Raw genomic sequence first — 26,153 nt, forward strand, 5'->3', positions numbered from 1 at the left:
CGATTTCGTAAAACGCACTACTTTACCGCCTTTTCTATTTCACGGATTAGATAGCTTTCTATATCTTTTTGCAACGAGGGCAGCAGCGCTCCGCTTTTATCTATCGGCAGAAACGGGCGAGCAGGGATATAGATACCGCGCCCCCAGCCGTTATGTGAGCCGAATTGATGCGTTAGCCCATAAGGAAATCCATCGCGCGAGCTATTATTGCTTATTGTAACGCTGGTTTCGCTCGGATCAACGCTCCAAAGCTCCGCCAAATGTCCGGTTACCCGCAATATTTTCTTACTGCCGCCGGCGCCGAATTTTGCCAAAAATACGCGGTTACGCGCCCTTGCGCCTCCCCGCGCGCCGCTTTTTCTCATATATGCTATGGCGGTATTTGCGCTAAGAGGCGCCCACGCCTGCCCAAATGGGCTGCGCTCCCGCTCGAAGCTTAGCTCTATTCGCAACCTTACCTTTTCGCCGATACTTGATAGCTTGCTTTTCATCTGCGCTCCGCTTAGACTATTTTGCAGCGCCGTGAGCTTCGCCTCTATCTCCTCCATTCCCGTGATTTTTATTGACATTTTTCCGCCTTGGTGGTATAATCGCCTTAATAAAGCCGCTTATGCAAGTAACGTTGGTAACTTGGCTAATTTATTAGCGGATGGCGGGTTCGACTCCCGCAAGCGGCTTTATTTTATCTCCTCTAAATCATACGTTCCGAAATCTTTTTTGTCTATCTTACCTAGAGTAACGATTAAATTAGATATTCCAAATTTCTTTATCGTGTAATCTAGCGTTATAACCGCCTTATTAATCTTGCTTTTATCCTGCTCGTCATCCCAAAAAATCAAAATATCTTTTTTGCTCTTTTTATCAAAAAAATATCTTTTAGTCTTATCTAAAATTTTAACCAACTCTTTAATTTCATCTATGCGAAGTGCCTGATCGTATTTGCTCTTGCGTTCGGGCGAAAAGTGCAAAATTTTCTCTTTATTTTAAAAGTTTAATAATTTCTTCTAATTTATATTTTTCCTGCTCTCCTGTACTAAATTTTTTCATTGTAACTACATTTTCATTTTGCTCATCTTCGCCTAAAATTATTACAAATTCTGAATTTTCTTGAAAGGTATTTATGGGGCTCTTTATATTTTTCTTTATCAATAGTTCGCTTACGGCTTCAAGTAACGAGGCCTGCCAAACGTAAAGATCACGCTTATGCGAAAAGTCCTTTAAATCATCTTTAACCGCCTTTTTAACGCTTTTTGAAACCGCGCGACTTTTGTTAAGCTTAGCTAGCTTTTCCGTTAAAATTTTATCTAAATTGTCCGTCTTGCCGACGTTATAAGCCCAGTCGGGATGGATTTTAGTGGGCGGAATTTGCTTAGCTATGCTCCAGCCCTCTCGCCGCAGATCATCGTCATCTACCACCTGCACCTTGCAGCGGCAATTCCAGCCGTTTGGCGGATAGCCCTTATCCCAAAACGGATGGTTTTTAGGCAGTATCAGCCCGTGCAGCGCGCGGTGACTCGCCCTGGTGCGATCATCCAGCACCGCGACATAACGAAAATACGGCAGATCCGAGCTCATCTGGCTTTGGTAACGCGCAGCGGCATAGGCTACTCGCATATTGGTGTTATAGATATTTCGCAGCCTACGATTGCCCACGTAAATTTGCTTGTGCTCGCCCGTTTTAGGGTCAGTTACCGCTACGTCCCCTAGCCAGCCTTTGCGCGCTAGGGTATCTTTGATGCCGCGCTTCCATTCATCAAATCCTTGCCCATTTTGTGCGGCAAGGGCTAGGCTATCTTGAATATCTTTTAGAAGATCGAGCCGCGTGATCTTTGCGACTGTAAAGACGCGATGATGAGCCTCGTACATAATCTCGTCATAGTCGAAATGAAGCTGCGGCCGTTTATCTTTGATATATTTTACGACCTGCTGCGGCGGGGCAAAAAAGCTAATATTCATGATCGTCCGCGCCTAAAATTTCAGCGTTTGCTATGACCCGAAATAGCTCCTCCTCCAGAGCATCAAGCTTAAAACCTAGCGGATTTTTTGCAAGTATCTCATAAGCCTGCTCGTAGGTTTGAGCTTTATCCACCACGCTGTTTACGTAGGCGCGAATTTGTCCGCCCGAGCCGCTAAAATCGTGCTGCGCGGTTTGCCTCTCTATCTCGGTGAGATATTTAGCCGCACCGGCAGAGTTTTTCTCCGCGCCTATGCGCCCGTTTGATCCGTCGCCCTCTTTCGCGTCCGTAGCTTTTGCGCTTGGCGGCAGGTCGAATTCCTTTGCCATATCTTGCGGGCTCATCTCGTATCCTAGTTCATGCAAAATTTGAAGCATCTGTGCGCGCTGGAGCAGATCCACGTCTTTTTCGATTTGAATGTTTAGATTTGCCTTTTTGCCAAGACGCGCATATATTCGCTCGACTAAGCGGCTTGCGAATTTCACGTCCGCAGCGACTATCTCGGCGCGGTTTTGCTCGTGGGTTTTGCTCATTGCGTAGCTGCCGCTTTGTGCGGTATTTGCATTCGAACTAAGCACCGAGCCGTTTATGACTTTAGCAATCTCTGCGTCGCAATAGCGCACAAACTCCATAAAATCAGCTTGGCTTCCTCTACCCTCAAGCACTTTGATAATGTCGTTCGGACCTAGCACCGCGTAACTGCCGCTTTTGATACTCTCAAGCGCTTCAGCCATTTGTGTGATGACGTTTTCGTCTCCACTTGAGCTATTGCCGATAAGAGGCGGCACGCCCAAAAACTCCACAAATTTGAGGTAGTGGCTCAGCACGAAATGCTTGGCAAACACGAGCCATAAAATTTTCAGCAGCGCCGGATCTTCCTGCCTAACTACTATAAAAAACGGCTCTTTGGCTTCAATATCGCGTGAGCCTATCCGCAGATAAGGCTTGTTTTCTACGATATTAATATATATTCTATCTACTACGTCAAATTTTATATTCGCGTCCTCATCCGCATATACTTCAAGGATGCCTAGCCCAAAAAGCCTTGCCTGTAACCCCGCTTTTATAATCTGTTCGATATTTTCGTTTTGATCCTCGCCCAGATCATGGGTGAAAAATTTATTCTCTACCGAGCTTAAACGCTTTTCTATTTCAGCCCCTACGGCGCTATCCTTATCCATTATGAGCGAAAATGCAGGAAATAGATAATTCTGCTGCTTGGTAAGCAGTGCAGCGCGGATCTTAGAGGGACTTAGCTCTACATATCCCGCTACGTCGGTCTTGGAATAAGCCCCCTTGGGTCTTAAAAGCTTAATGAGCGATCTTAAATCTTGTTTTTTCATCCATCATCCTTAAATTTTATTTGCGTGCGCTCTAAGGGGTTTTATCATCTCTAACGATAAATCACCCGTCCAAAAATATTTAAACGCTTTTAAACGGCTTTTAAAAGCGTTTAAACGGCATTGTTCTTATCAGCTCTGCAACATATCTTTTATCATGTCGCGTTTGCGTTTCCGCTCTTTGATGATCCTGCTAGCCTTCGCATAATCAAACGCCGGCACCTTTGCGATGCGCCATGCCATCTCTAGCGCATCCAGTCCATCATCATGCGCGCTTTTAGGGTAGGTATCAAGCTCGTCTATGAAAACGAGCGAGTTTTTATCGCTTAAAATTACGCCGTTATTTATAGGCGGGGTTAGGCTATCGATACGAAGTTGCTTAGGCACGCTGTTTTTAAGCTCTATGATAGGCAGATAAAGCCCCAGTTCGCGGGCCTTTTTATCGAGCATATCCTTAAAAAACTCCTGAAACTGAATAGTTTCGATCGCGATTTTCAGCGGGCGGTTAAGTCGTAAAATTTCAAGCGCCGCTGCTATGATGCGATCCATCATAAGCTCGGGCTTTACTTTTGCCATTTTAACGCTTGCATAAAATTTGCCCTCATAAGCCCCAAGCGTAGCTACGGCGAAATAATCGCCCTTGCTTTTTCCTAATGCGGGGTCAATCCCCATATAATAGGCGTCGCAAAGAGGCATCTGCTCGAAAGTTTGATACCCGCTAAAGCTTGCCTCCTCTTTATTTAGCGGCTCGTTTTGATATTCGCTCATAAAGGCACTTTTGGAGCTTAGAAACTCCTGTTTTATGCGCTCTTTATCCAGCTTGTTATCATCGAGCAGCAGCTCTTTCATATCCCACTTTTGCTCATCTACGTTTGCGGGAAAAGCGCGCACCAGCGGATAGGATAGAGTTTTGAAATCCGTCCTTGCTTCGATGCGAAAGAGCAGGCTATCATAATGCAGCGTAGTACCGACTACTACGATATTATAAGCGTTATCGCCGCGGGCTGGCAGCTTCATAATAGCCTTTTCAAACCACTCATAAAGTTTGTCGCGCTGCGCTTTCGTTTTGACGTTTTCGTCGTTTTCCAGATCGTCGCAAATGATAAGATCCGGACGGAAGCCGCGCCAGTTTTCGCCGCGGATCTTTTTGCCAGCGCCGTAAGCGGAAATTTTAAACGCCTGCTTGCCGCTATAAAATACGATCTCCTCCTCCGTCCATTTATCGCCCTTGCTGATACCAAAGTCCCTAATCAAAAGCTCGTTTTCCTCAAGCTCGTTTTTTATAAATTCGATCGTCTTTTTGGATAGATTTATCGTCGCGCTAATGATTACGCAGTTGCGTTTTCGTGCGGTTACAGCGGTGTTAAAGAGTACCCAAAGTCTTGAAATCAAGGTAGTTTTGGCAGCTCCTCTGTAAGCCTTAAAAAGCAGATGCCTATTTTTCGTGCTTAGCTTTGCCTCATTTTTATAGAAATCGGTGCGAAATTTAGAGGTTTCGGGCAGGCGTACGTGAGCGCTAAAATAGATCCGCACGCACTCTTTAAAGCTTGCGCGCGCAGCCTTTATCCTAGCGTCTCTTTGCGGATCGATGGCGCGCTTGAGGGCTTTGAGCTTGGCGCGAAGCACTTCGATATTTTCGTTTGCGATCATTGTTTAAGCACTCGTCTTAGAATTTCATCGGCGTTTGCCGCCAAAAACTCCGTCACGGCATCGCATTTTTTCTTGGTCGCAAGATCGGCGATCTCATTTATCGCGCGGCTTGCGGCGTCTAGCATTTGAGCCTTTATATCCGTTTTTAATGGGGCTTTAAGGCTATAATAGGTTTGCGTATAGTTTTTTAAAATTTCGAGTCTCTCCTGCGGCGGCAGCTCCTGCATCTGTGAAAACGCCCGCTCGAAGCTTTCTATCAGCGCAAGGATAAAACCTTGCTCGCTTTTGATGGTATTACTTTGCTCTCTGTTTTTTGCAAGCGCTAGCTCATCCCAGTCCTCGCCCGCGGCTTTTGCTCTAGCCTTGGCGGCATAGATACTTTGGCGACTTACGCCGCAAGCGGTTGCGATGTCGGTGATTGAGTAGCCTTTGATAAACATATCGCGTGCAGTTTTAACGTCCAAGGCTTACCTCCTTAAATTTGCGCGTCGTCTCACTTTGCTATGCGCGACGATTTTATTTTTATCTCGCATTTTAGCCCGAATTTTTTTCCGTTTCACTCTTGATAGCCCCTAAATAGAGTGATTTTAACGGCGTTTGTCCGTATAATACCGCCAAATTTCGAGACGGAGGCAGTATGAGACAAGGCATAAATAGCGTTTTAGAGCTAAATTTTAAGCAGGACGAAAAGGTAAAGGTTTCGCCAGTCGGCGAAGTGATAGGTCTTGACGGGCGCGCGTTTCGGATTGACGGCGCCGCACTGATAGCCTCCATAGAAAAAAACGCCCTTGATATCGCCCTTGATGAAAACCACAGCTTTGGCGCGGCTTTAGGGTGGTTTAATAAGGATAGTTTCGAGCTTAGAGACGGCGGGATTTACGCCAGCCTAAGCCTCAATAAGACGGGCGAGGAGCTTATTGGCTCGCGGGCGTATCGATACCTGAGCCCCGTTTTTGATATGGGCGAGAATAGACGGGTGATCGGGCTTGATAGCGTAGGGCTTGTAAATCGCCCAAATTTGCTAAATAATGCAATCAACTCAAAAGGAGAGGAAGAGATGGATAAAGAAATTTCGGAGCTTTCGGCGAAGATAGACGCCATAGGCAAGCAAATAGAGGAGCTTAGCACAAATTTTGCCGCTCGCGACAAAGCGGAGGATACGGCGGCTCAAAAAAGCGAAGCAAACGCGAAAGAGAGTACTGCTGCAGAAAGCGAAGCGAATGCAAAAGAAAGCAACGCGATAGTAGAAAAGATCACGGCGCTAGACGGGCAAGTACAAAAACTCAATTCGCTTTTGGGGGCATTTTTCGGCAAAAAGGAGCTTCAAAAAAATAGCGCGTCCTCCCTAAGCGACGAGCAGAAAAAGGTGGCCTCTCTTTTAGGGCTTAGTGAAGAGGAATATATAAAAGGAGCTAAATAATGGCAAATTTTGAAGAGACATCGATCGGCTTTAAGGCGGTCTTTCAAAAGACCTTCAACGATACCAAAAGCGAGGCGGATGTTCTTGCTATGCGCGTAGAAAGCAACGATCTAAGCGAGAAATATGTTTGGCTGGGTAACTTTCCGATGATGAAAGAGTGGGTCGGCGATAGAGATATCAAAAAGTTCAAGGATTACGGCTATGCGCTAGAAAATCAGCCTTTTGAAGCGAGCGTTACGGTGCCCAATACTCATCTTGAATATGACAAGGTCGGGCTCTATAAGCCTGCGATCGAGCAGATGGCGTTCAATGCGAAAAAATTCGGCGGCGCGCTAGTGGCGAAAATTCTAGCCAATGCGGCCGACTCCACAAAGGGCAAATGCTACGACGGCAAGGCGTTTTTTGCCGCCGACCATGCATCTGGTAGTGATACCTATGCAAATAGCGGCACCGGCGCGCTGGATACGGCGCATCTTTTAGCTGCGGAAGCCTATATGATCAGCATTAAAGGCGACACCGGGCAAGCCCTGGGCGTAAGTCCGACACATCTAATCTGCGGCCCTAAAAACCTTGCCGCGGCGATTACTGCGGTAAATAAGGAGCATTTAACCGCAGGCGAAACAAACCCTACTTTTAAGCGCTATAGCTTGCTCGTTTTACCTGAAATTACGGGTACCGAGTGGTATTTGATGGATCTAGGCAAACCGGTTCGCCCTTTTGTGCTTCAAGTTGCAAAAGATGGCGTCTTTGAGAGCAGCGACGATCATAAATTTATGAAGGACGCTGCACTATTTGGCTGCAAAAGCTTTATGAATGCAGGATACGCGTTATGGCAACTTGCCTATATGTCCACGGGAAAATAAGGAGATAAGATGCATTATTGTGCGGAGGATTTTTTAGAAGATGGACGAGGAATTTCTAAGCAGAGCGAGGCAGAGTCTATTCAACAAGGCGGAGGTGAGCGAAGCTCTAGCGAAGCGAGCGATGGAGGAAGCCAGAGCGCTGAGCAAGAAAAAGGCGATTCCGAAACCCTCGCTAATGGATCTGGCGATGTTTCGACTCAAGCTACTACTGAAAATAGAGCCGACGCAGCTGGATCAGATACTGGCAAACGAAGCTCTAAAAGAAGCGGCAGCGATAAAAAATGACGACGGCAGCGGCGGGATAATCAAAAGCGGGCAGCGCAAGAGCGAGCTAAATCAAATTTAAAACAAAGGAGAAAAATATGGCTAGCAGTAGCGATTACGTAACCCTCGGCGGCGGCAAACTCTATATTGACGTCTATAAAGAGGGCAAACCTACGGGCAGATTTGAATACTTCGGGCTCAGCTCGGAGGTAAGCATAAAGACCGAGCTTGAGAAGCTAGAGCATACCAACACTGAGGGGGCAACGCAGGCGATAGATAAGACTATCGTAAAAAGCCAAAGTGCGAGTATGAGCTTTAAAAGTGATGAAATTTCGATAAAGAATTTAGCCAGAGCCTATTTTGGCGAAACGTCGCAAAGCGAAAAAACGGCTAACGTTAAAATTACCGACGCCAAAGCGGGCGAAATCGTCGATCTAGGAGCCGTAGGCGGCAATCTTAGTGCCACCGTAGGCGGAGGCGGCACCGCTCCAAAAAAGGATGAGGACTATAAGTATCACGCAAATAGCGGTATAGTCGAATTTCTAAAAGATATTTCCGGAGAGGTTACTTTGGCGCTGAGCGCCGGTATCCAAAAGGAGAAGATGAGCGCCTTTAAAAACAGCAAACTGGAGTGCGCGCTTATGTTTATCGGCGAGGCGGCGACGGGAAGCGCGATGAAGGCGACTTTTTATAAATGCTCCTTAAGAGCGGACGGAGATTTTGCACTTAAAGGCGATGATTGGCTTTCTATCAGTTTCAGCGTCGATATTCTCAAAGACGAAACCCGTGCGGCCGGGAATCAATTCTTTGAAATTTGCGCTCTTTAAGGAGAGGGTCATGCCTTTTTTGAACGTGCGGGCTTTGGGTTACGCTCTAATTGCGGTCTGCGTGCTAAGCACAGCATGGATTACGAAGCTGAAATTTGAAATTTCGTCTCTTAATAATGCCTACGCTTCAAAGCAGGCGGAAGCTCAAAGCTGCGCGGCAAGCCTAAGCTTACAAAACGCGGCGATAAAGTCGCTGCAGATTAAAGCAAGCGGGCTGAATGAGGATAAAATCAAGAGCGTCTCAAAAATTTATATAAAGGACAAAAGCTGTGAGAGTGAGCTTAGAGCGTATAAAATGCTTTTTAATAGCGCTTTTTAGCGTCTTTGCTCTTGGCGGTTGCGGGGCAAAAGAGCCGCAGATAAAGCAGGTATTCATCCCCGTAAAATGCAACCTAAAAATGCCGCTACGCCCCGCCGAAAGCTCGGATTTCGAGGCGCACAAGGCGCTAATGGCATACTTTCTAAAGTGCGAACAGATCGCAAAAGATTGCACACAGGGAGCGAATGAATGAGACCCGTTCTGCTCTATCTACTGCGCGCGGTGCTTTTGGTGATTTTCAATTTAGAGCTTTTTGCGCTACTTGAGCTTTTTATCCGCAATACGAATGCGCTATTTTTGGCGTGGTCGTGCTGCATAGGCATTAGCGGAGCACTTACGGCGTCTCCTGGGCGCTTGAGCCCACACGGCAAAGCATGAGAAATGGAGTATCTAGCTTATGTTTGTGCCGTCGGCGTCGCAGGCAGCATAGTAGCATGGTTTAGGCAGCCTTCCGCAACCGAAAAATCGCCGGCGGTAGCGCTGCGCTCGTTTTTTACGAGGCTTTGCGACGGCTGTTTTAGCGCCTATATCATTTATGAGATCGCGTTTTTTTATGCCAAGGATATGCGCCTAGCTCTCGCAATCTGCGGGATAGGAGCGTTTAAAGGAAGCGGGATTTTAGATTTGGCGACAAGCTTTTTTAAAGAGAAATTTACTCTAAGAGACGATGAGGAACCTAGATGAAAGAGACGCTGGAGTATCTAACAGCTAAGCTAAATCTTACGGCGGTAGCGAATACGGCGCTTATAGATCAAAACGGCGATTATCTGATTTTTAGCGGCTTTGAGCGTATCAGCGCGAACGAAACTAGCCTGAAGTTTCAAATCGTTTTAGCGCGCAACACTTTAGATTGCGAAATTTACGGAATTTTAGATGAGATCATGGCGCTTAGCGACAAGCTTTTAAAAGATGAGGCAGAAAGGCGTGTCATCATCTTAAAAAGTGCCGAGACGCGTTTTATAAGCGAAAGCCTATACGCCTACATTTTTGATCTAAATTTCCCTATAAAACGAGTTAAATAGGAGTGAGAATGGATCTGTTTAAAAAAAAGACGTTGAAAAACGGCATTACGATTAGAGAATTATCCATCGGATTAATTTATAAAATTCAATCGGGCATCATCAAAAACGACGATATAGCCGAAATTTTAAAGCAGTGCTGCGATCTTAGCGCAGATAAGATTGAAAACCTAGGCTATAGCGCCGCAAATGAGCTTTACGAGGAGATTTTGCGCCTAACCTACGGCGATCTTACCGCAAGCGGCGAGGACGGTAAAAAAAAATAGCCTATTGGATCTGCTACCTGCTAAAGCACGGCTTGGCTAGGGCGTGGGAGCTTCCTTTCAGCTTTGCAAAAGAGGCGGTAGAGGGCTTTTCGCAGATAGAGGCTCAAGGGCTAAAAGAAATTTCTGTAGCGGTTAGAATTGCGCGCTTCGCGGATGATCGGGCGTTTAAAAAATTTATAAGCGAGGGAAAAAGTGAGAAAAGCGGTATCGAAAGGCTTAAGGAGTTTGCTAAAGCTTGATTTTTATGAGGCGCGGGTAAAACTTATTCCGCTTTTTCGAGCAAGCTCACGCACAAAGGGCTCGTCTTTAGGCGAAATCCTAACTTCGGCTCGCTGCTCGCGGCTAAATTTATCTATATTTTTAAATATAAAATCTATCTCCGAGCGGCTTAGGCGCTTTTGTGCTTCGATTTTTGCGGCAATCCTTTGCGCCTTTTTGCGCGCAAAATACTCTTTTAACTGCGTCGCTATCGCAAGGCACATTAAAAAACCAAACAAGCCTTCGCCGTTTTTATCTGTAAAACCGAATAGATCCATTTGCTCGTCTCCTGAAAGCATATTATACCGAAATTTAAGGCAAAGCGCATGGCTGATTTGAAGATAAAAATAGGTGTCGAAGCAGACGCCAGCGGTGCCGAAAAGGTCAAAAAAGGGCTATCGGACGTAGAGGCTGCTGCACAAAAGGCGAGCAAAAGCACGGGTATACTCAAAAGCGCGCTAGATGGGATTAAATCCGATGCGTTTGCGAATTTGACAATCTCGCTGCGAGGGCTCAGCTCGGTTATATCTAGCGCTACTCAGGGCGTTAGAGAGTTTATCGCCGCGGGGCTTGAGAATAATACCACCGTAGAAAATTTAAACTCTCGCCTAAGAAGCCTGATAAACGTCGCGGAAAAAAGCGGCAAGCTCGATCCGTTTGAAAAATGGAAACTCAGCGGACAAAAGGCGAGCGCGGCTCTTGTGGAGCTGAAAAAGCTTGATAGCGAGCTAGATTTCAGCTCTAGCGATCTAGCCGCGATGTTTACGAGCTTTTATTCTACTGCTAGCTCGAATATGAGTCTAGAAAAGGCTCTCGCGCTATTTCGAAATATCTCATACGCAGCTCAAAGCTCAGGGGCTGATGTAAACTCCCTAAAAGCGACGCTAGATAGCGTGGGCGCAGGCATTATCCAAACAAATACCGACTTCGGGCGGTTTTTAAAATCCTTGGGGCTTCAGACCGAAAGTCTAAAGGCTGCGATAGAAAACGGCTCGTTTTTCGACGTGATGAATGAAAAACTTAAAATTTTCGGCGAGCAGGCTTCCTTTAGCGCTCCGAAATTTGAAGCCCTAGTACGCTCTTATAAAGCAAGTATGGCGGAGCTGCAAGGAGAGGCTACTAAGCCTTTGTTTGAGGGGCTTAAAAATTCCTTTGCAGAAATAAACGAGTATCTCTCAAACGATACGACGCTTAGGCAGGCTTTAGCGAATTTTGGCGAGGGCATAAATGAGATCGCGAGCGGTATTTTCAACAAAGATACTTTCGAAGCTGCCGCTAATGCTGCGGCGCTGCTTGCAAACTCTATAGGCTCGCTTATAAAAGCAGCCTCCGCTTTAAGCGATATAGCTATGCCCGATTGGCTCGCTGGAGAAAAAGATGCGGGAGTTTTCTCTACCGCCGCGCGAGGATTAGGAGAGCTTGCCGAGGCGCTTAACAACATATTTTATATCCCCGCAAATCTTAAATTTGACCTGCCTTCATATATGCTTAAAGCGACGCAAAATACCAATGATTTTCGCGACAGCTTAGCGAATTTAGGCGTAGAGCTTCAAAAGACTGGCAACGTATGGAACTTAGGAGAAAATAAAAACCTAAGTACGGAAGCTGCCGCAAAAGGGATAGCCGCCGCAGATGAAGCGCTTAGAGGGCTTAGAGCAAGCCTTGAGGGGCTAAAAGAGGTAAGGCTTGATAAGGTTGTAGAAGCGGACGCAAAAAATCAGATTGAACTGCAGATCAATCAAATAGAGAGACTTAAGCAGGGTCTTGTCTCTATGGTGGATGCGCGCGAGGCTGCAAATAACGCGATTATAAACGACAATAAAAGGGTTTTAAACGAGTTTTTAAAGGATGCCGATGCGCGTATAAAAAGCCATGACCGCACTATCGCAACGCTGCTTGCAAAGGAGCAAAGCTACAATTCGCAACTAGAAAAGATGGCGCAGCAGCGGGTGGGTATAGAGGAGAAATACGCCCGCAGCCGTGAGAGCTTGGAATTTAGCGCTGCAGAAAAAATCCGCCTAGCCAATCAAGCTGGGATGAGCGAGGAAGCAAAATTTAACGACGATCGCTTGGCCCTATCCCGCTCACTTAGCGCAGCCAAAGAAGCGCTCAATAATAAAGATCTGGAAAGCTTCAAGCGCTATGCCGATCAAGCCGCGAAAATCAACGATAGCTTGGGCGCACAAAAGAGCTTAGGAAGCGGCAAAAACGCGCAAACTATCAATAGAGCCGCGGATTATAAGAATACGGTAAATGAAATTTTGGCGTTAAATTTGAGCGCAAACGAGATGCAAAAAAATGCCGATCTTGCCGCTCATGACGCCAAGATGGCGAATATCGCCGCCGAAAAAGCAGCGGTAGAGTCTAGCTTGCAGAGTGAAAAGGCGCTCTACAACGAGCTAATCGCGCTAAAACAGAGGGCTGCAGAGGGCAAGATAGATTTTAGCGCTGAGGGATTTGAGGATGTAAAAACCAAAATCGCCGAGCTAAAAGACGCTATGAACGGAGGGGCTAGCATAAAAATAACCGCGGACGACGCGGCGGCGCAGGAAGCGAAAAAGAGCCTGCAAGCTCCAAGCTCAAGCATCCATACGATCGATCCGGATGCCAAAGCGGCGCAAAAGACGATTGAGGCTCTTAAAAGACCCACATCATCGGTCCATACGATCCATGTCAAAACCATAGGCGGAGGCAAGATAAAAGGCACAAATGCCGCAGCTTTCGCCGCAGGCGGAGCGGTAGGGCTTTTTAAAAGGTATAGCGGCAAGATCGCCGGGCATGATGCCGCAGGCAGGGATGATGTGCCTGCGCTGCTAAGCAGGGGTGAGTTTATCCAAAACGTCAGAGCCGTAGACTACTACGGTGCTAAATTTTTTGCAAGGCTAAACGCTAGGGCGATCCCAAAAGAGAAGCTAGCTCGCTTCGCTAGCGGCGGACTTGTATTAGCTCGCCAAAACAGCGAGTTTATGCAAAGAATAGATATGAGCATAAGCTCCGCAGATGTTAGGAGGTTAGCCAATAGGCTCTCCGATAAATTCTATTCGATGATCGACAAAAAGCTTTTTAGGAACGGGCTTGACGCCGTTAGGTCATGGAATAAGCAATATCCAGGATTTTTTAGGATTAAAGGAAACGATTATTTTACGAATTTCCGCGCTCTTGCCGAGGATCTGTTATCTAGAGCGAAGCAGGGTCTGAATATAGAGGGTTACGCCGCCGAGTTTATAAAGCCGAATGCCGCTGCTGCTAAAAACGTAAATTTAAACTTCAATCTAGGCGGGACAAGCTATAAAGCTCAAACCGACGAAAATACCGCCGCAGCACTTCAAAGATATTTAAAGGGAGCTGGAGTATGAAATTAAAAGCCGTAGAAAACGTAAAACTCGACGAGCCTTTGTTTTTGCAAGACGAGTTTAGAAACTACTCGCTAACAGCGGCAAGCGAGACCGCTATAAGCGGAGCGGAGATAGTATTTTTAAGGGAGCGCAAAAACAGAGCCCTCGTATTTTCCAGTGATGAGATCGCATGGCAAAGCAAAGCCTGCATAGACGCCCTAATCGCTCTAGCCGAAAGCTCTGCTGATAGCGAGCTTGTGCTGCTAACTGATACGGGGCAAATCAGAGCAAGGTTTGATTATACGGACGCTGCGGTGAGCGCAGAGCCGCTTTTTAAAAGCGCAGAGCCGCTCTTTTATCTGACGCTTAAATTCAGAGAGGTTTAAAAATTTTGAGAAGTGAAATTTTCAAAAACGGCGGGGGCTTCCTAGCTCGCCCGAGAAATTAAAATATAAAGGAGTCAAAAATGGCGGGAATTAAATTTTATAAGGACAAAGAGTGCACGCAAAGAGTGGGAACAGGGGATAAATTACTTCCAAGTCCTAGAATTTCGATCTTTACCCCCTCGACTAAAACCGACGAAATGACGATTTATGCAAAGATTACGGATCTTGCCGCTACCTTTTATCCGCATGTAACGCTACTTTATGATAAGCGCAAGATTGAATATCTAGGCTTAAACGTCGGGGGCGTCGATATGAAAATATTTGAGGTTACAAGCGAAGGCAAGGATGCGCTGGAGCTTAGCCCGCTAAGCGGCTCTGCACCGCTTGTCGTTGGTGAGTGCTATGCTTTTTCCGGCTCGCAAAATCCCCTTCGGGTAGATAGGATAGAGGGAAACAAAGTAAAATTTACTGATGCGGAAGATCTCTCATATATCAAAAAGGGGGAGTTTGCTTTTAAGCTTCTTCCTTTGGTTGCGGACAAAGCTACGGCGAGCGAAGCGGTACATGCCGTTAAGCTCGTTAGGCGAGTCAGTTTTGCCGATGTCTCAAAGGGCGTTAGCTTTGGATACTATATAGCGGCATATTGGAGCGGTAATGCATAAGTTGGATCTAAACTATAAGGTAGAAATCTCGCAAGACCGCGTATATACGAGCTATATTGAAAGATATACGGATATAAGGCCTGAGATATATATACCAAAAGGGGTCATTCGCCAAGATAGCGTTGTCGCGAATTTTTATCTAGCTACCAACGGCGATAAGAAAGGAAGTGCGCAATATGACTTTAAACTAGCCGTATATAAGGCAAAAATTTATAGCTTTAAAATCGAGGAGAGCTTCATTTCGAAGTCCGATATTCACTCAAAAACGCTTGCCTTTTGCTGGAGAAATAGAGCTTACCGCCCCACTTCTTTGATTTATAAAAGGGTGGAGCAATGGTAGTAGAATACGGCTTTAAGGTCTTTGCTTTCAGGGATGGCACAAAAAGCGAGCTTGAGGGCATTAGCGAGCTTAGCATTTGTAGCGAGGAAGGCGAGCTGCAAGCGACGGCATCTTTGAAAATCGCCTCATCCTCTCTATCCGCCCCGATAGATGAAATTTTAATCAGCTGCTCGCATTTCAAAGATTGCCTTTTTGAGGTGAGCGAAGTTTTAAGTATAGATGCAAATTTTAAAAAGCTTGTCGCTAAAACCCCGCTTCGTTTGCCGCAAAATATATCCAGCCTAAAGGATCTCGCCTCTCTTACAGATAAAGTAAGCTTTCTTTGCGATGCACCACAAGATACGCCGCTAACGGGGCTTTCGTATTCGGATACATCGTCGCTAGCCGGAGCACTAGAGGGCATAGGGCTTAGCTTTTGGGCGAACGATCTAGGAATTTTCATAAGCGATAAATTTTATATCGCTAAACCCGCCGTGAGCGCGGCGGAGTTTAACGAGGATAATATAATAGATTTTAATCTTAGCCTTAGCGCACCGCAAAACATCGATACGATAATTTTTAACGATAAAAACGAGGATATCTATTCCGAAGCCGGGCTTACTGCGGTAATCGATCCCGATCCCCATCCGGTAACCCCGAGGGAGGTTTTAAGATATAAGGACGACGAAAATGGCGATGTTTACGTAATCTCTCCGCTTCGCGCGGTAGGTAAAATTTTCGCAACCCCCGCTTGGGAGGCGAAAGATATTGGTCTAAACGTGCCCGATGCCTCATTTTTTGCCGATTATCGCGCGGTGGAGGAGTTTGAGCTAAGCGAGGATATCTGCGTAAAGCTTACGGGCTTTGTTAAAAGACTAATAGCTGTAAGCCTTGACGGAACGCCGCTGCAATTTAGCAAGCAAACGGCGCAAGAGCAGCACGGCAATATCTATAAAGATAATGTGCTTTGCTTCGAGGGCCCTTTAAGCGGAACGCTAAAGGTAGCTTATGAAAGCAATATCTATCTTTTCGTATGCCCTGCTCGCGACCTACCCTCTGCATTAAGCATCAAAGCGGAGTATAAAAATTTGCAAATAGATCATTTGCATAAATACGAGATTACGAAGTTTTATCCTAAAGGCTATACCCATACCTTTAGCCTGATGCGTGATTTTGACGTAGATAGTGCGCTTATCGCGCACGCCAGCTTTAAGCTCGGCACGCAAAGCTTTAGTGCCGATCCTTTCGGGGAGGTGGAGATTAAATTTAGCGATTACGGAGCTTATAAGCTAGAGCTATATTTAGACGGAAAGTTAGAGAAAACAATGAATATCGGCTATTTCGCAAACGAATTTAGCTGCGATTTCAATGAAATTAAAGAGAAGGATTAAAGATGGCTGAAACATTTGACGTAATGATGTATAAAGATGCCGCCTGCGAAAAGGCGCTAAAAATGGATTCAGGAGATATGAATTCAGACTTTAGCCTAAGCTCTAGTATTTTTAGTCGCAAACGCAGCAACGGTACTTCAAGCCCCAGGGGTCGCTTTACGGTATGGGCTAAGGCAACAAACCCCGTCGCTAGGGTTTATTGTGCCATAGTAGCAGATAGATTTTCGACCATACTGAGCTTCGACGAAGACGCATGGCAGGGCAAGCTTTATATACCCGAGGGCGGGAAGCTGGGCGGGCAAGATATCGAAGCGATATTGAAGCTAATAAAGTATTCAAGCGCCCCGGATACTACCGATCCCACAAAAACGCTTCATAGCTTCAAAACCCCGCTATTTTTTGTGAATGATAGAGGCAAGGCATATCGCCTTGAGGCGGTAGATAGTGCGGGCAATCCTAGCTGGTCCAGCGAGAAACCCGATGAAAAAAGTAGCATATACCATCTAAAAGATATAGGAGATTGCTCCAGACCTACGCCCATAAATATGGAGCTTACGGATGATAACGGCGGGATTTACGCACAAATGGGAATTTTACTAATGTGGGGCTAAGATGGAGTTTATAGCAGACGAAAGCAATGGCGGATATAGGGGACAGACCAAAGAGTGGATCAAGCTTGAACTTATTAATGGCACGGTTAGCAGGAAATACTATAAGGCGCTTGAAGGCTCGTATCTGGTGCCCCTAAGCGGTAAAAAGCCCGGACACAATAGAAAACCTGTGGGGCAGAGCTATGATACTTATGCCCTTGGCGATTATCGCATCTATCTCGACGATCAAAAATTTGTACCGTTTTATAATGATAATTCAATCATAGATTTTGTGTCGATTCAGGCGTATCCTGACCGAAAGCAACAATATCACGATACCTATGATGTAAGAGACGATGAGCTTTTGATATTCTGCGACGACGGCAAAAAGATTCGCGTAAAGGAGATGTTTCGCTTCGCTTTAAGCAGAGAGTTATATTTTGCAGTTCCTAATAGCGATGGAAGCAAAACAAAAACTACGCCCTTTTTGGATTTTGCAAACAAAAGAGGAAAAAGCGATTACTTCAAAACCGTAAAAAACATGCTGAACGAATATAGATTATTTTTCTGCCAAAACCCACAAGGCAAAAGCGAAAAATATATCAAAAACGCCTTCGACTTCGAAAGAGCTAAGCGCGCGTTAAAAAAGAAATTTTTAGCCGCAGTTTCTCTGCACTCGGTTTGGAAGGGGGAGGATGTATTCAAAGGTCCTGCACTGCCCGGGTATACGACCGCGCTTAGCCTATTTATCAAAGAGGGAAATAGACTAAAAATGGAGGTATATTATATTGGATTAGACACGGAATATTACCCAGATAGTCGTCGGGTCCGTGAATATACCTATAAGGAGGAGATCTCCCTTAAAGACGAATTGACCGAGATAGTATTATGGGCGGATGATAGAGCCATAAATTATTACGAAAGATGGTGGGGTATAGGGATTTTTTCGCAAAGCAGAACCCCTAAAAGGAAGGCTATAAAGCCGCCCGAGTATTGGCACTTTGCTAGGTTGCAAGCCCCCGGTCAGTATAAAAAGATCCGCGAAAAGCTCTATGCGGACATCTTTTTAAACGAATTTAACGCCCTGGCATATGTCTATAATATGACCGGCGAACATCCGCAAGAAGGCGATTTAGAAGCATTGAAAAAGTGGTATTGGTATTCTTGGGAGGAGGAGAAATGACGCAGATCAAAGGGAGTGAGAAAAAAAGTGCCAGGGGAGCAGTGAAGTTTATATTTGACCGAAGTGATGAGCTGCACGGCCAAATAAAGCTCGATCTGGATCAGGACGAGCGCGTCATAGAGGCTTATGCCCGCAAGTATTTTTTGGACCACGGCGCGCGCGTAAGCGAGGTTAGCTTGCGCGCTCCGCTTCAAAGCGTGCGCACAGGCGATATCATAAAGATAGATATGCCCCGTTATAGCGTGCCTGCAGCACCCGGGGAGGACAGATTTATCGTCACGGCGGTAGAGACTCGCGTCACGGCTAGCGGCGCATTCGTAAACATAACGGCAAAAAGGTGGGATTTTTAATGGGACTAAAGCAGACGATAAAAAATATGATACGCGCGCAGATAAAAAGCGACACGCCGAAGCAAGGTAGCGGATATAAGGTGCTAGTGCGCAAAACTGGCGAGGCGGTAAAAAAAGTCAAATTTATAAACAAATTTAGCTTTTGAGTTTTTCGCTCGTAGGGCGGGCTTAGCTCTGCTTCGCTACGCTCGCAAGAAACGCCGCTTCGGCTTCGCCTTGCGTCGCTACGCTCGTTTTGCTCGCCCGAGAAGTAAATTTAAGGAGGATTTATGGTCTTAGAAATTACAAGGTTTAAAGAAGTAGATGATATGACGCTGGGGCGCTTCGTATTGCGCGACGGCGAAAAGGAAGTGCTAAAGGGATATACCTGCGAGCCTGCGGGCCCTGATACTACACAAAGCGGTATGGATAGACGCATACCGCAAGGGCGCTATCAAATAGCCTGGCACGACAGCCCGAAATTTAGAGTTCGTCTGCCGCTTTTATGGAATGAGCTGGTGCCAAAAACTCGCTGCATCTTGATCCATTCGGGCAACAACGGGCGTAATACCGAGGGCTGCGTGCTACTGGGTTCATCTTTGGGCGCGCACGGAGTGAAAGACTCCCGTGCGGCTTTAAGCGCACTACTTGCCGCCGTAAAAGGGCAAGAATTTGCAGTGCAAATTAAAAATGAGATAAAGGAATAAAATGAGCGTTTTGAAAGATATGAATAACACCCCCGAAAAATGGGGGGGGGGGGGAAAATTTAAACCTCTTCACGCTCCCTTTGCCTGGATAGGCGGCAAGAGCAAACTTGCGGCACAGATCATACCTCTAATGGCTCTACATCAAAAATATATCGAGGTATTTGGCGGAGCTCTATCGGTTTTTTACCGAAAGGAGCCAAGTAAAATTGAAATTTTAAACGACATCAACGGCGACCTCATAAATCTACACCGCATAATCCAAACTAGACCGCAGAGCCTAAACTCGTGTCTTAACGGGCCCTTAAGAAGCAGAGAGATATTTTACGCAATCAAACAAGGGAAGCTTAAGCCACGAAATAAGATAGAAGCGGCGGCGTTTTTCTACTTCCAAATTGCGGCAAGCTTCGGCGCAAAGGGCGATCACTTCGCTATGCCAAAAGGTCGCAGCGCTAAGAATATATATAGGGATTTTTGCGTTTATTCGCGCAGGCTTAAGCGCGCTACGATTGAGAATCTGAGTTACGAAAAGCTCATCAAAGAGTATGACGGCGAGGATAGCCTTTTTTACTTAGATCCTCCGTATGTCGGCACCGAAAATTATTACAAAACGGCAGGCGGATTTAGTAGGCAAGATCACCAAGCTTTGGCTGAAATTTTACGAGGTATCAAAGGCAAATTTATGCTTAGCTACAACGATTGCGAGCCTATCCGCGATCTTTACTGGGGCTTTAATATGAAAGAGTTAAAGATTAGCTATAGCCTCAATAACGCAGCAGAGCGAAAGAGTAGTAAGGAGCTTTTGATTATGAATTATTGAGGATTAAAGGCTTTTTAAACGGCCTTTATACTAAACTTTTTAAAGGTATTTTAAAGCCGTTTTAAATAAAAATTTACGTTTCAAATCAAAGTGGAAAGTTGCCCGAATTTGCCCCACTTTGATTTTAAGCGTAAATTCACTTTGATTTGAAAAGCGGTTTTACAAAATTTAAAGCAAACTGCCTAAGTTTAATTAGAACAAACGCCGATACGATTAAATTTTATAAAAACAATTCTGCTTTCAATCGCAAATTTTGCGACTACAAAAGCCTGGACGGCGAATATTATTAAAGCTCGTAGATGAAATTTACGCTATGCTTTATTGATCGGGACTGTGAAATTTTAGTGCAGACGCGTGCAATCACGGCAAAATTTCTATCGGCGTGCCGATTTTTACGTGCTCAAAAAGCTCGTCCATATCGTCGTTGACGAGCGCTATGCAGCCCTCCGTCCAGTCGCCGAACGCCGCGATACTCTGCCCTAGATAGCTAAATTTATTCGGTAGCCCGTGGATTTTGATATCGCCGCCTGCGCTCTTGCCGAGGGATTTTGCGTGCGCTACGTCGGCTTTGTTCGGATAGGAGATGCCTAAATTTAGATGATACGCCGAGTTTGGATTTTTGCCGTTTATGGTGTAGTTGCCCTCCGGGGTTTTGCCGTCGCCTTGAACCTCTTTGTGTCCTTCGGGCTCGCGTCCGAGGGCGATTTTGTAGCTTTTCGCGACGCCTTTTGAGGTTAAAATTTCAAGAATTCGTTTGGATTTGTAGACGCGAATTTTAGAGATTTGCTCGCCGCCCAATGCCTGCTTTAGCGGAATTTCGGAGTTGATCGTTTCGATATTTTTGTAGCTAAGATAATTGTCCAATGCCCACGCCAAGCCCGCAGCGACGATAACAAGCGGAAGTAAAATTTTAAATTTCATAGAAGAAATTTCGGGAGTTATCCCGAAATTTTATTTGCTGATTAGCTCGATATAAGCCATCTCTGCGGCGTCGCCCTTGCGAAGGCGAGTTTTGATGATGCGAGTGTAGCCGCCGTTTACGCCTGTGTATTTTGGAGCGATCTCGGTGACTAGCTTATTTGTCACAGCCTTATCCTGAAGCGCCGCGAAAACAAATCTATGCGCCTCGCTGTCGCCTTTTCGCGCGCGAGTGATCAGCTTTTCGGCGTAGCTTCTTAGCTCTTTTGCCTTAGGAAGCGTAGTTTCGATCTTGCCGCTAGTAACTAAAGCGATGGTTAAATTTTTAAGCAGGGCGGCACGGTGAGACGAAGTGCGCCCTAGCTTCCTATATCCGTGATTATGTCTCATTTATTGTCCTTCATTCTTTTGTCTTTGAGCCTTCAGCTCATCAAGCTTGCGTTTTAGCTGCTCTTTTTTATCGCCGAGCTCTTGGTTGCCGATAGGATAACCGATCTCCTCCATAACGACCTTGATCTCCTCAAGCGATTTTTTGCCTAAATTTTTAAGGTCTTTAAGCTCGCTCTCCTCCATAATCGCTAGCTCGCCGATAAATCTAATATCCGCGCGATCCAGGCAGTTGAAGCTTCGCGCGCTTAAGCTTAGATTGCTAACGCTCTCAAAAAGCTTTGCAAACTCGGAATTTGCAGGGATTGCCCTACCGAAAGTATCTGCAGCGCTGATATTTACGATGCCTTTGAAAACCGCCAGCTGCTGATACATCGCTTCAAGTGCGTTTTTAAACGCATCTATCGCGCTGATCTGACCGTCGGTAGTGATCGTAAAGACCACCTTTTCGTAGTCGGGATTATCCTCTACAAATACGTTTTCGATATCGTAAACGGCCTTGGTTACCGGGGTAAAAAACGCATCCAGCGCGATAAAATCAGCGTCTAAATTTTCTCTGATCTCTTCGCTTGGGACGTAGCCGATACCCTTTTCGATGATGAGCGTAAATTTAAGATCGGCATCCTCGTTTATCGTAGCTAGATAAGCACTTGGATTTACGATCTCTACGGCGTCGTTATTTAGGTCGCTGCCGTAAATTTCTTTAGGTCCTTTGAAGCTGTATTCTACGACCTCGCGTAGGGAATCGCCCTTGATTTTAAACCTTAAGCCCTTTAAATTTATGATAAAAGCCGCCATATCCTCGAGCATACCGCGCATGCTGTCGAATTCGTGGCTTACGCCTTCGATTTTAACCGCAGTCGGCGCAAAACCGACCGTGCTCGTATAAAGTAGCCTTCGTAAAGGATGAGCTAGAGTGACGGCATATCCCGTTTCAAAGGGATATGCTATGATTTTAGCAACATTTTCGCTGACATTCTCAACCTTTATTTCAGTTGGCATATGAGCTGATGTTGTGATTTTTCTCATATTAGCACCTACTATTTCGAGTAAAGCTCTACGATAAATCTTTCCTCTACAGGAATAACAACTTCTTCTCTCTCCGGAACTCTAGAAAAAATTCCGTATCTTTTCTCTTTTTCTACGTCTACCCATGCTACGATGCCGGTCTGTGCAGTAAGATCCAGCGCTCTTGAAATTTGCGGGTTATTTTTACTTTTTTCGATCACTTCGATCTTTTGTCCTGCGCGGACACTGTATGAAGGGATATCGACGCGTTTGCCATCCACTAAAATGTGTCCGTGCGTAACGAGCTGGCGCGCAAAGCGTCTAGTCGTAGCAAAGCCCATGCGGTAAACGACGTTATCTAGCCTCTGCTCTAAAAGCTGAACCAAGATCGCTCCGGTGTTACCCTCTCTACGAGCCGCTTCGGCAAATAGCCTGCGGAACTGCTTCTCGCTTACGCCGTACATAAATTTAGCCTTTTGTTTCTCGCGAAGCTGTGAGCCGTATTCGCTTAGTTTAGCGCGTCTTTGTCCATGCTGACCCGGAGCGTAAGGGCGTTTTAAAAGCGCGCTCTTGCCCGCAAGCCTTCTCTCGCCTTTCATAAATAGATCGACGCCGAGCCTTCTTTCTAATTTTTCAACCGGTCCTGTATATCTAGCCATAAATTTCTCCTTTTATAATTACACGCGACGTCGTTTAGGCGGTCTGCAACCGTTGTGCGCAAGAGGAGTGATATCTTTGAAATATGTAACTTTAATCCCTTCTACGCTACCTACGCTTTTAACGGCAGTCTCGCGTCCGCTTCCCGGACCCTGAACTTTGACGCCTACCTCTTTGATGCCGTGCTCTTTGGCTTTGTTTAGCGCGTCCTCGACGGCTTGCTGCGCCGCATAAGGGGTGGATTTTTTGCTGCCTTTAAAATTTAAAGCGCCCGCACTGCTCCACGCGATCGCGTTGCCCATCTCGTCCGTTACGGTAATCATAGTGTTGTTAAACGTAGCGGAGATGTAAACTATGCCTTTGGCGATATTTTTTCTGACGGTTTTTTTCTTAACTACTTTTTTTTGTGCCATATCTCAATCCTTATTTAGCTGCCGCGCCGACGGTTTTACGTTTGCCTTTTCTGGTTCTGGCGTTCGTTTTTGTTTTTTGACCGCGAACAGGAAGGCCCTTTCTGTGTCTTAAGCCGCGATAGCCGCCCAAGTCCATAAGCGCTTTTATATCCATAGCCACTTGTTTGCGAAGATCGCCTTCGACCATATAGTGCTCTTGGATCTCTTTTCTGATAGCGGCGGCTTCATCTTCGCTCAGATCGGCGACTCTTTTATCGTAAGAAATTCCTGCCGCATCGAGAATTTTTCTCGACGTAAATAAACCTATACCGTAGATATAAGTTAGTCCGTATTCAATCCTTTTTTTCTTTGGTAGATCTACACCTGCGATACGAGCCATAACTTATCCTTGTCTTTGTTTATGTTTTGGATTTTCACAAATAACGTGAACAACACCTTTGCGCTTGACAATTTTACATTTGTCGCACATTTTCTTAACGGATGGACGAACTTTCATTCCACTCTCCTAAAATTTTCTCCACTTTAAATGCAAACTGCACCTAGGTTTAATGAAATTTCAAAAGCGAAAGTATCAAACCAACTGTTTTCAAAATAGTGGGGATTTTGAAAACACTTCTTCCTACAGTTTAGTCGCAAAATCGCGAGTATATCTAAATTTAACTTTATCCTTACTTATAGCGGTAAGTGATCCTGCCTTTATCGAGGCTGTAAGGGGTCAGCTCGACTTTTACGCGATCGCCCGGCATTATCTTGATGTAGTGCATCCGCATCTTGCCCGCGATATGGCATAAAATCACGTGTTTGTTGTCCAGCTCGACCTTAAAAGTCGCGTTCGGCAGCGCTTCTATGACGTTGCCGTCGATCTCTATGACGTCGTCTTTTGCCACAAATTCTCCTTTCTTTTAAATTTAAAAAGGGCGATTATATAGAATTTAAAATTTTAAACAGCTTAAAAGAAATTTAAAATAAGCAAAATTTCAGATTTATTTCGCTACGCGCGCACCGTTTTTGCAAAAGCAAGACGACGCTCTTTTTAAAATTTTAGTATAATGGCTCAAAAATTTTAAAGGAAAAATATGAAATGGCAAGACGGCAGACGAAGCTCAAACGTGGAGGATGACCGCGCAAGCAGCATGCGCACGAGCTCCGGCTCGCTTGGGATGCTGATCCCGATCATTAGGTTTTTGCTCGGCTCAAAGATCGGGCGCATAGTGCTTGTAATCGGCGTGGTGGCGTATTTTATGGGTTACAACCCTTTGGCGCTTTTAGACGGGGGCGCTAGCACGCAGAGAGAGCCGACGGACAGCCCGCAGGAGCAGGAAAAGCTCGCCTTCGTCTCGGCGGTGCTAGCCCAAACCGAGGACGTTTGGGGCGAGATATTTAAAAGTGCGGGCGCGCGCTACGAGGAGCCCGGACTTCGGCTCTTCCGCGATCAGATCGCAAGCGGCTGCGGTTTTGCGAGCGCGCAGACAGGACCTTTTTATTGCCCGAGGGACCGTAAAATTTATCTCGATCTTAGCTTTTTCGACGAGCTTGCGAACAAATACAAAGCGGGCGGCGACTTCGCGCAGGCCTATGTCATCGCGCACGAAGTAGGGCATCACGTTCAAAATTTAGTCGGCACGCTGGAGCAGGTCGCCGCTCTAAAAAGGCGCGCTCGCAGCGAAGCCGAGCAAAACGCACTTCAGGTCAAAGTCGAGCTACAGGCGGACTGCTACGCGGGGGTCTGGGCGCACTATCTCGCAAAAACAGGGCGCGTGCTGGAGGCGGGCGACATCGACGAGGCGCTAAATGCCGCCAGCGCGATCGGCGACGATACGCTGCAACGCAAATTTAGCGGTCGCGTCGTGCCAGATTCTTTCACGCACGGCACCTCGGCACAGCGCAAAGAGTGGTTTAAAAAGGGCTTAGCGGGCGGAAACCTAAAAGCCTGCTCGTTTGAGCCGTAAAATGCGGACTTTAAGTTCGTAAATTCTGCCATCTAAAATCGCCGTCTCGCGTTCGAGCCGTAAGCGCAGGCTTTGAGCTAGCTTGCGGGCTAGATCAAAGGCGGTTTAAATTTTAAAATTTAACGCCGAGCTTGAAGGCGGAATTTTAGAATTTTAATGATCGGCGATTAAAAAGTTCGGACGGCGCGCTAGGCTAGTGCGGCGACGGCTTGTTTGAGCGCAGGCTCGACTACGGCATTAAGAAACCAAAATAGATATGTTAAAATTTATGGAGGCAAAAATGAATAAAATAACCTGCATCTGCCTAGGCGTGCGAAGCATGCAAAGGGCGCTGAAATTTTACAGAGACGGCCTAGGATTTAAGACGGATTGTAAAGACGACGACCCGCCGGTATGCTTTTTTAATACGCCGGGGACCAAATTTGAGCTCTATCCGCTAGACGCGCTGGCGCGAGATACCAGCGAAAACGATCCGCCGAAGGGCAGCGGATTTGGCGGCATCACGCTAGCGTATAACGTAAAAAACAAAGAGGACGTAGCTAGCGTCATAGAGCTAGTAAAAAAGGCGGGCGGCACCATCGTCAAGGAGCCTCAAGATGCGTTTTGGGGCGGATACCACGCGTATTTTGCCGATCCGGACGGATACTACTGGGAGGTGGCTTGCGGGCCCGCGTTCCCAACCGTGTATCTTTCCGAGCCAGCCCTCAAGGATCTTGGGGGCCCGGTTTTAAATTTGACGAGGACGGGCTGCTCAAATTTTAGATCAAAATTTTTGCGGTCGAGGCTTATTCGGAGGCGCAGAAGCCTTTGTGCAAACGTGTAAAATTTAAACTTAAAATTTTATTGCAAATCATCGGGCGGAGCTTTTGCGGCTCGTATAATTTGCAGCGCCGTTTTTCCGCGCTTTGCTCTAAACATCGG

Annotated in this window: 37 protein-coding genes, 1 tRNA gene and 1 pseudogene; 24 read left to right on the top strand and 15 right to left on the bottom strand. The window is 46.1% G+C overall.

Features of this window, described 5'->3' with window-relative positions:
- Window positions 1-17: 17 nt before the first annotated feature.
- Complete coding sequence (locus Q0620_RS09025) at window positions 18-569, bottom strand: phage virion morphogenesis protein (protein WP_298784638.1); 552 nt, start codon at window positions 567-569, stop codon at window positions 18-20.
- Window positions 570-603: 34 nt separating this feature from the next.
- Here Q0620_RS09025 and Q0620_RS09030 point away from each other — a divergent pair.
- Window positions 604-677 (top strand) — tRNA-OTHER (locus Q0620_RS09030).
- Here Q0620_RS09030 and Q0620_RS09035 read toward each other — a convergent pair.
- From Q0620_RS09035 to Q0620_RS09055, 5 genes are all read right to left on the bottom strand, one after another.
- The gene (locus tag Q0620_RS09035; RefSeq protein WP_298784639.1) at window positions 678-968 is read right to left on the bottom strand and encodes a hypothetical protein; all 291 of its coding nucleotides are present in this window, start codon (window positions 966-968) and stop codon (window positions 678-680) included.
- 10 nt (window positions 969-978) lie between these two features.
- Window positions 979-1,956, bottom strand: a complete 978-nt coding sequence (locus Q0620_RS09040; RefSeq protein WP_298784640.1) for a phage minor head protein — start codon at window positions 1,954-1,956, stop codon at window positions 979-981.
- Window positions 1,946-3,298: a DUF935 family protein gene (locus Q0620_RS09045; RefSeq protein WP_298784643.1), complete on the bottom strand. Its 1,353-nt coding sequence runs from the start codon at window positions 3,296-3,298 to the stop codon at window positions 1,946-1,948. The genes Q0620_RS09040 and Q0620_RS09045 overlap by 11 nt, the downstream gene beginning before the upstream one ends.
- A gap of 129 nt (window positions 3,299-3,427) precedes the next feature.
- Window positions 3,428-4,945, bottom strand: a complete 1,518-nt coding sequence (gene terL, locus Q0620_RS09050) for a phage terminase large subunit (protein WP_298784645.1) — start codon at window positions 4,943-4,945, stop codon at window positions 3,428-3,430.
- Window positions 4,942-5,409 carry a DUF1804 family protein gene (locus Q0620_RS09055; RefSeq protein WP_298784647.1) on the bottom strand — a complete coding sequence of 156 codons (468 nt, stop codon included), beginning with the start codon at window positions 5,407-5,409 and terminating at the stop codon, window positions 4,942-4,944. The genes terL and Q0620_RS09055 overlap by 4 nt, the downstream gene beginning before the upstream one ends.
- A gap of 173 nt (window positions 5,410-5,582) precedes the next feature.
- On the opposite strand from Q0620_RS09055, the gene Q0620_RS09060 reads away from it, so the two are divergent.
- From Q0620_RS09060 to Q0620_RS09105, 10 genes are all read left to right on the top strand, one after another.
- Window positions 5,583-6,365: a phage protease gene (locus Q0620_RS09060; RefSeq protein WP_298784649.1), complete on the top strand. Its 783-nt coding sequence runs from the start codon at window positions 5,583-5,585 to the stop codon at window positions 6,363-6,365.
- Window positions 6,365-7,228 carry a Mu-like prophage major head subunit gpT family protein gene (locus Q0620_RS09065; protein ID WP_298784651.1) on the top strand — a complete coding sequence of 288 codons (864 nt, stop codon included), beginning with the start codon at window positions 6,365-6,367 and terminating at the stop codon, window positions 7,226-7,228. Before Q0620_RS09060 ends, Q0620_RS09065 begins: the two co-directional genes overlap by 1 nt.
- 40 nt (window positions 7,229-7,268) lie before the next feature.
- The gene (locus tag Q0620_RS09070; RefSeq protein WP_297950721.1) at window positions 7,269-7,574 is read left to right on the top strand and encodes a hypothetical protein; all 306 of its coding nucleotides are present in this window, start codon (window positions 7,269-7,271) and stop codon (window positions 7,572-7,574) included.
- A gap of 16 nt (window positions 7,575-7,590) precedes the next feature.
- Window positions 7,591-8,319, top strand: a complete 729-nt coding sequence (locus tag Q0620_RS09075) for a hypothetical protein (protein WP_298061756.1) — start codon at window positions 7,591-7,593, stop codon at window positions 8,317-8,319.
- Between the two features lie 10 nt (window positions 8,320-8,329).
- On the top strand, window positions 8,330-8,638 hold the full coding sequence (locus Q0620_RS09080) for a hypothetical protein (protein ID WP_298784653.1): 309 nt from the start codon (window positions 8,330-8,332) through the stop codon (window positions 8,636-8,638).
- A gap of 189 nt (window positions 8,639-8,827) precedes the next feature.
- Complete coding sequence (locus Q0620_RS09085) at window positions 8,828-9,016, top strand: hypothetical protein (RefSeq protein WP_297959750.1); 189 nt, start codon at window positions 8,828-8,830, stop codon at window positions 9,014-9,016.
- Window positions 9,017-9,019: 3 nt separating this feature from the next.
- Complete coding sequence (locus Q0620_RS09090; protein ID WP_298784655.1) at window positions 9,020-9,322, top strand: hypothetical protein; 303 nt, start codon at window positions 9,020-9,022, stop codon at window positions 9,320-9,322.
- Window positions 9,319-9,660: a hypothetical protein gene (locus tag Q0620_RS09095; protein ID WP_298784657.1), complete on the top strand. Its 342-nt coding sequence runs from the start codon at window positions 9,319-9,321 to the stop codon at window positions 9,658-9,660. Before Q0620_RS09090 ends, Q0620_RS09095 begins: the two co-directional genes overlap by 4 nt.
- Before the next feature lie 8 nt (window positions 9,661-9,668).
- Window positions 9,669-9,923, top strand: a complete 255-nt coding sequence (locus Q0620_RS09100) for a hypothetical protein (RefSeq protein ID WP_298784659.1) — start codon at window positions 9,669-9,671, stop codon at window positions 9,921-9,923.
- A 32-nt stretch (window positions 9,924-9,955) separates the two neighbouring features.
- Window positions 9,956-10,162 carry a hypothetical protein gene (locus Q0620_RS09105; RefSeq protein ID WP_298784661.1) on the top strand — a complete coding sequence of 69 codons (207 nt, stop codon included), beginning with the start codon at window positions 9,956-9,958 and terminating at the stop codon, window positions 10,160-10,162.
- Window positions 10,163-10,165: 3 nt separating this feature from the next.
- Here Q0620_RS09105 and Q0620_RS09110 read toward each other — a convergent pair whose 3' ends face one another.
- Window positions 10,166-10,459, bottom strand: a complete 294-nt coding sequence (locus Q0620_RS09110) for a hypothetical protein (protein WP_298061742.1) — start codon at window positions 10,457-10,459, stop codon at window positions 10,166-10,168.
- Between the two features lie 48 nt (window positions 10,460-10,507).
- On the opposite strand from Q0620_RS09110, the gene Q0620_RS09115 reads away from it, so the two are divergent.
- From Q0620_RS09115 to Q0620_RS09165, 11 genes are all read left to right on the top strand, one after another.
- The gene (locus Q0620_RS09115) at window positions 10,508-13,537 is read left to right on the top strand and encodes a hypothetical protein (protein WP_298784663.1); all 3,030 of its coding nucleotides are present in this window, start codon (window positions 10,508-10,510) and stop codon (window positions 13,535-13,537) included.
- Window positions 13,534-13,902 carry a hypothetical protein gene (locus Q0620_RS09120; protein ID WP_298784665.1) on the top strand — a complete coding sequence of 123 codons (369 nt, stop codon included), beginning with the start codon at window positions 13,534-13,536 and terminating at the stop codon, window positions 13,900-13,902. The genes Q0620_RS09115 and Q0620_RS09120 overlap by 4 nt, the downstream gene beginning before the upstream one ends.
- An 80-nt stretch (window positions 13,903-13,982) precedes the next feature.
- A complete protein-coding gene (locus Q0620_RS09125) occupies window positions 13,983-14,564 on the top strand; it encodes a hypothetical protein (protein WP_298784667.1) in 582 nt (193 codons plus the stop codon).
- Window positions 14,557-14,904, top strand: coding sequence for a hypothetical protein (locus tag Q0620_RS09130; RefSeq protein ID WP_298784669.1), 348 nt, complete (start codon window positions 14,557-14,559; stop codon window positions 14,902-14,904). Before Q0620_RS09125 ends, Q0620_RS09130 begins: the two co-directional genes overlap by 8 nt.
- Window positions 14,898-16,274 carry a hypothetical protein gene (locus Q0620_RS09135; protein ID WP_298784671.1) on the top strand — a complete coding sequence of 459 codons (1,377 nt, stop codon included), beginning with the start codon at window positions 14,898-14,900 and terminating at the stop codon, window positions 16,272-16,274. Before Q0620_RS09130 ends, Q0620_RS09135 begins: the two co-directional genes overlap by 7 nt.
- A gap of 2 nt (window positions 16,275-16,276) precedes the next feature.
- Window positions 16,277-16,885: a hypothetical protein gene (locus tag Q0620_RS09140; RefSeq protein ID WP_298784672.1), complete on the top strand. Its 609-nt coding sequence runs from the start codon at window positions 16,277-16,279 to the stop codon at window positions 16,883-16,885.
- A 1-nt stretch (window position 16,886) separates the two neighbouring features.
- Window positions 16,887-18,047, top strand: coding sequence for a hypothetical protein (locus tag Q0620_RS09145; RefSeq protein ID WP_298784674.1), 1,161 nt, complete (start codon window positions 16,887-16,889; stop codon window positions 18,045-18,047).
- Entirely contained in the window at window positions 18,044-18,397 is a 354-nt protein-coding gene (locus tag Q0620_RS09150) for a hypothetical protein (protein WP_298784675.1), read from the top strand. The genes Q0620_RS09145 and Q0620_RS09150 overlap by 4 nt, the downstream gene beginning before the upstream one ends.
- Window positions 18,385-18,543: a hypothetical protein gene (locus Q0620_RS09155; protein ID WP_297959723.1), complete on the top strand. Its 159-nt coding sequence runs from the start codon at window positions 18,385-18,387 to the stop codon at window positions 18,541-18,543. Before Q0620_RS09150 ends, Q0620_RS09155 begins: the two co-directional genes overlap by 13 nt.
- 123 nt (window positions 18,544-18,666) lie before the next feature.
- Entirely contained in the window at window positions 18,667-19,083 is a 417-nt protein-coding gene (locus Q0620_RS09160) for a DUF5675 family protein (protein WP_298784676.1), read from the top strand.
- A gap of 1 nt (window position 19,084) precedes the next feature.
- Window positions 19,085-19,900 carry a DNA adenine methylase gene (locus tag Q0620_RS09165; protein WP_298784677.1) on the top strand — a complete coding sequence of 272 codons (816 nt, stop codon included), beginning with the start codon at window positions 19,085-19,087 and terminating at the stop codon, window positions 19,898-19,900.
- Window positions 19,901-20,260: 360 nt separating this feature from the next.
- Here Q0620_RS09165 and Q0620_RS09170 read toward each other — a convergent pair whose 3' ends face one another.
- The 8 genes from Q0620_RS09170 to infA form a co-directional block, all read right to left on the bottom strand.
- Window positions 20,261-20,821 carry a L,D-transpeptidase family protein gene (locus Q0620_RS09170; RefSeq protein ID WP_297997741.1) on the bottom strand — a complete coding sequence of 187 codons (561 nt, stop codon included), beginning with the start codon at window positions 20,819-20,821 and terminating at the stop codon, window positions 20,261-20,263.
- Between the two features lie 30 nt (window positions 20,822-20,851).
- Entirely contained in the window at window positions 20,852-21,208 is a 357-nt protein-coding gene (gene rplQ / locus Q0620_RS09175) for a 50S ribosomal protein L17 (protein WP_298784678.1), read from the bottom strand.
- A complete protein-coding gene (locus Q0620_RS09180) occupies window positions 21,209-22,234 on the bottom strand; it encodes a DNA-directed RNA polymerase subunit alpha (protein WP_298784679.1) in 1,026 nt (341 codons plus the stop codon).
- 11 nt (window positions 22,235-22,245) lie between these two features.
- Window positions 22,246-22,872 carry a 30S ribosomal protein S4 gene (rpsD, locus tag Q0620_RS09185; RefSeq protein WP_005869858.1) on the bottom strand — a complete coding sequence of 209 codons (627 nt, stop codon included), beginning with the start codon at window positions 22,870-22,872 and terminating at the stop codon, window positions 22,246-22,248.
- Window positions 22,873-22,890: 18 nt separating this feature from the next.
- Entirely contained in the window at window positions 22,891-23,283 is a 393-nt protein-coding gene (rpsK, locus tag Q0620_RS09190; protein WP_177387174.1) for a 30S ribosomal protein S11, read from the bottom strand.
- Window positions 23,284-23,293: 10 nt separating this feature from the next.
- The gene (gene rpsM / locus Q0620_RS09195; RefSeq protein ID WP_005869856.1) at window positions 23,294-23,662 is read right to left on the bottom strand and encodes a 30S ribosomal protein S13; all 369 of its coding nucleotides are present in this window, start codon (window positions 23,660-23,662) and stop codon (window positions 23,294-23,296) included.
- Window positions 23,663-23,665: 3 nt separating this feature from the next.
- Entirely contained in the window at window positions 23,666-23,779 is a 114-nt protein-coding gene (gene rpmJ, locus Q0620_RS09200) for a 50S ribosomal protein L36 (protein ID WP_005869855.1), read from the bottom strand.
- A 172-nt stretch (window positions 23,780-23,951) separates the two neighbouring features.
- A complete protein-coding gene (infA, locus tag Q0620_RS09205; RefSeq protein WP_005869854.1) occupies window positions 23,952-24,170 on the bottom strand; it encodes a translation initiation factor IF-1 in 219 nt (72 codons plus the stop codon).
- Between the two features lie 189 nt (window positions 24,171-24,359).
- On the opposite strand from infA, the gene Q0620_RS09210 reads away from it, so the two are divergent.
- Window positions 24,360-25,232: a neutral zinc metallopeptidase gene (locus tag Q0620_RS09210; RefSeq protein WP_297960960.1), complete on the top strand. Its 873-nt coding sequence runs from the start codon at window positions 24,360-24,362 to the stop codon at window positions 25,230-25,232.
- 280 nt (window positions 25,233-25,512) lie between these two features.
- Window positions 25,513-25,994 (top strand): annotated as a pseudogene (locus Q0620_RS09215) (VOC family protein).
- The last annotated feature ends 159 nt before the right edge of the window (window positions 25,995-26,153 follow it).

Source organism: uncultured Campylobacter sp., assembly GCF_938017615.1.
GTDB lineage: Bacteria > Campylobacterota > Campylobacteria > Campylobacterales > Campylobacteraceae > Campylobacter_B.

Excerpts from the sequence above, each read along its gene's own strand:
- Q0620_RS09025 (WP_298784638.1), bottom strand. The coding sequence starts at position 569 with ATGTCAATAAAAATCACGGGAATGGAGGAGATAGAGGCGAAGCTCACG.
- Q0620_RS09040 (WP_298784640.1), bottom strand. The coding sequence starts at position 1,956 with ATGAATATTAGCTTTTTTGCCCCGCCGCAGCAGGTCGTAAAATATATC.
- Q0620_RS09045 (WP_298784643.1), bottom strand. The coding sequence starts at position 3,298 with ATGAAAAAACAAGATTTAAGATCGCTCATTAAGCTTTTAAGACCCAAG.
- terL (WP_298784645.1), bottom strand. The coding sequence starts at position 4,945 with ATGATCGCAAACGAAAATATCGAAGTGCTTCGCGCCAAGCTCAAAGCC.
- Q0620_RS09060 (WP_298784649.1), top strand. The coding sequence starts at position 5,583 with ATGAGACAAGGCATAAATAGCGTTTTAGAGCTAAATTTTAAGCAGGAC.
- Q0620_RS09065 (WP_298784651.1), top strand. The coding sequence starts at position 6,365 with ATGGCAAATTTTGAAGAGACATCGATCGGCTTTAAGGCGGTCTTTCAA.
- Q0620_RS09070 (WP_297950721.1), top strand. The coding sequence starts at position 7,269 with ATGGACGAGGAATTTCTAAGCAGAGCGAGGCAGAGTCTATTCAACAAG.
- Q0620_RS09075 (WP_298061756.1), top strand. The coding sequence starts at position 7,591 with ATGGCTAGCAGTAGCGATTACGTAACCCTCGGCGGCGGCAAACTCTAT.
- Q0620_RS09080 (WP_298784653.1), top strand. The coding sequence starts at position 8,330 with ATGCCTTTTTTGAACGTGCGGGCTTTGGGTTACGCTCTAATTGCGGTC.
- Q0620_RS09085 (WP_297959750.1), top strand. The coding sequence starts at position 8,828 with ATGAGACCCGTTCTGCTCTATCTACTGCGCGCGGTGCTTTTGGTGATT.
- Q0620_RS09090 (WP_298784655.1), top strand. The coding sequence starts at position 9,020 with ATGGAGTATCTAGCTTATGTTTGTGCCGTCGGCGTCGCAGGCAGCATA.
- Q0620_RS09095 (WP_298784657.1), top strand. The coding sequence starts at position 9,319 with ATGAAAGAGACGCTGGAGTATCTAACAGCTAAGCTAAATCTTACGGCG.
- Q0620_RS09100 (WP_298784659.1), top strand. The coding sequence starts at position 9,669 with ATGGATCTGTTTAAAAAAAAGACGTTGAAAAACGGCATTACGATTAGA.
- Q0620_RS09110 (WP_298061742.1), bottom strand. The coding sequence starts at position 10,459 with ATGGATCTATTCGGTTTTACAGATAAAAACGGCGAAGGCTTGTTTGGT.
- Q0620_RS09115 (WP_298784663.1), top strand. The coding sequence starts at position 10,508 with ATGGCTGATTTGAAGATAAAAATAGGTGTCGAAGCAGACGCCAGCGGT.
- Q0620_RS09120 (WP_298784665.1), top strand. The coding sequence starts at position 13,534 with ATGAAATTAAAAGCCGTAGAAAACGTAAAACTCGACGAGCCTTTGTTT.
- Q0620_RS09125 (WP_298784667.1), top strand. The coding sequence starts at position 13,983 with ATGGCGGGAATTAAATTTTATAAGGACAAAGAGTGCACGCAAAGAGTG.
- Q0620_RS09130 (WP_298784669.1), top strand. The coding sequence starts at position 14,557 with ATGCATAAGTTGGATCTAAACTATAAGGTAGAAATCTCGCAAGACCGC.
- Q0620_RS09135 (WP_298784671.1), top strand. The coding sequence starts at position 14,898 with ATGGTAGTAGAATACGGCTTTAAGGTCTTTGCTTTCAGGGATGGCACA.
- Q0620_RS09140 (WP_298784672.1), top strand. The coding sequence starts at position 16,277 with ATGGCTGAAACATTTGACGTAATGATGTATAAAGATGCCGCCTGCGAA.
- Q0620_RS09145 (WP_298784674.1), top strand. The coding sequence starts at position 16,887 with ATGGAGTTTATAGCAGACGAAAGCAATGGCGGATATAGGGGACAGACC.
- Q0620_RS09150 (WP_298784675.1), top strand. The coding sequence starts at position 18,044 with ATGACGCAGATCAAAGGGAGTGAGAAAAAAAGTGCCAGGGGAGCAGTG.
- Q0620_RS09160 (WP_298784676.1), top strand. The coding sequence starts at position 18,667 with ATGGTCTTAGAAATTACAAGGTTTAAAGAAGTAGATGATATGACGCTG.
- Q0620_RS09165 (WP_298784677.1), top strand. The coding sequence starts at position 19,085 with ATGAGCGTTTTGAAAGATATGAATAACACCCCCGAAAAATGGGGGGGG.
- Q0620_RS09170 (WP_297997741.1), bottom strand. The coding sequence starts at position 20,821 with ATGAAATTTAAAATTTTACTTCCGCTTGTTATCGTCGCTGCGGGCTTG.
- rplQ (WP_298784678.1), bottom strand. The coding sequence starts at position 21,208 with ATGAGACATAATCACGGATATAGGAAGCTAGGGCGCACTTCGTCTCAC.
- Q0620_RS09180 (WP_298784679.1), bottom strand. The coding sequence starts at position 22,234 with ATGAGAAAAATCACAACATCAGCTCATATGCCAACTGAAATAAAGGTT.
- rpsD (WP_005869858.1), bottom strand. The coding sequence starts at position 22,872 with ATGGCTAGATATACAGGACCGGTTGAAAAATTAGAAAGAAGGCTCGGC.
- rpsK (WP_177387174.1), bottom strand. The coding sequence starts at position 23,283 with ATGGCACAAAAAAAAGTAGTTAAGAAAAAAACCGTCAGAAAAAATATC.
- rpsM (WP_005869856.1), bottom strand. The coding sequence starts at position 23,662 with ATGGCTCGTATCGCAGGTGTAGATCTACCAAAGAAAAAAAGGATTGAA.
- rpmJ (WP_005869855.1), bottom strand. The coding sequence starts at position 23,779 with ATGAAAGTTCGTCCATCCGTTAAGAAAATGTGCGACAAATGTAAAATT.
- Q0620_RS09210 (WP_297960960.1), top strand. The coding sequence starts at position 24,360 with ATGAAATGGCAAGACGGCAGACGAAGCTCAAACGTGGAGGATGACCGC.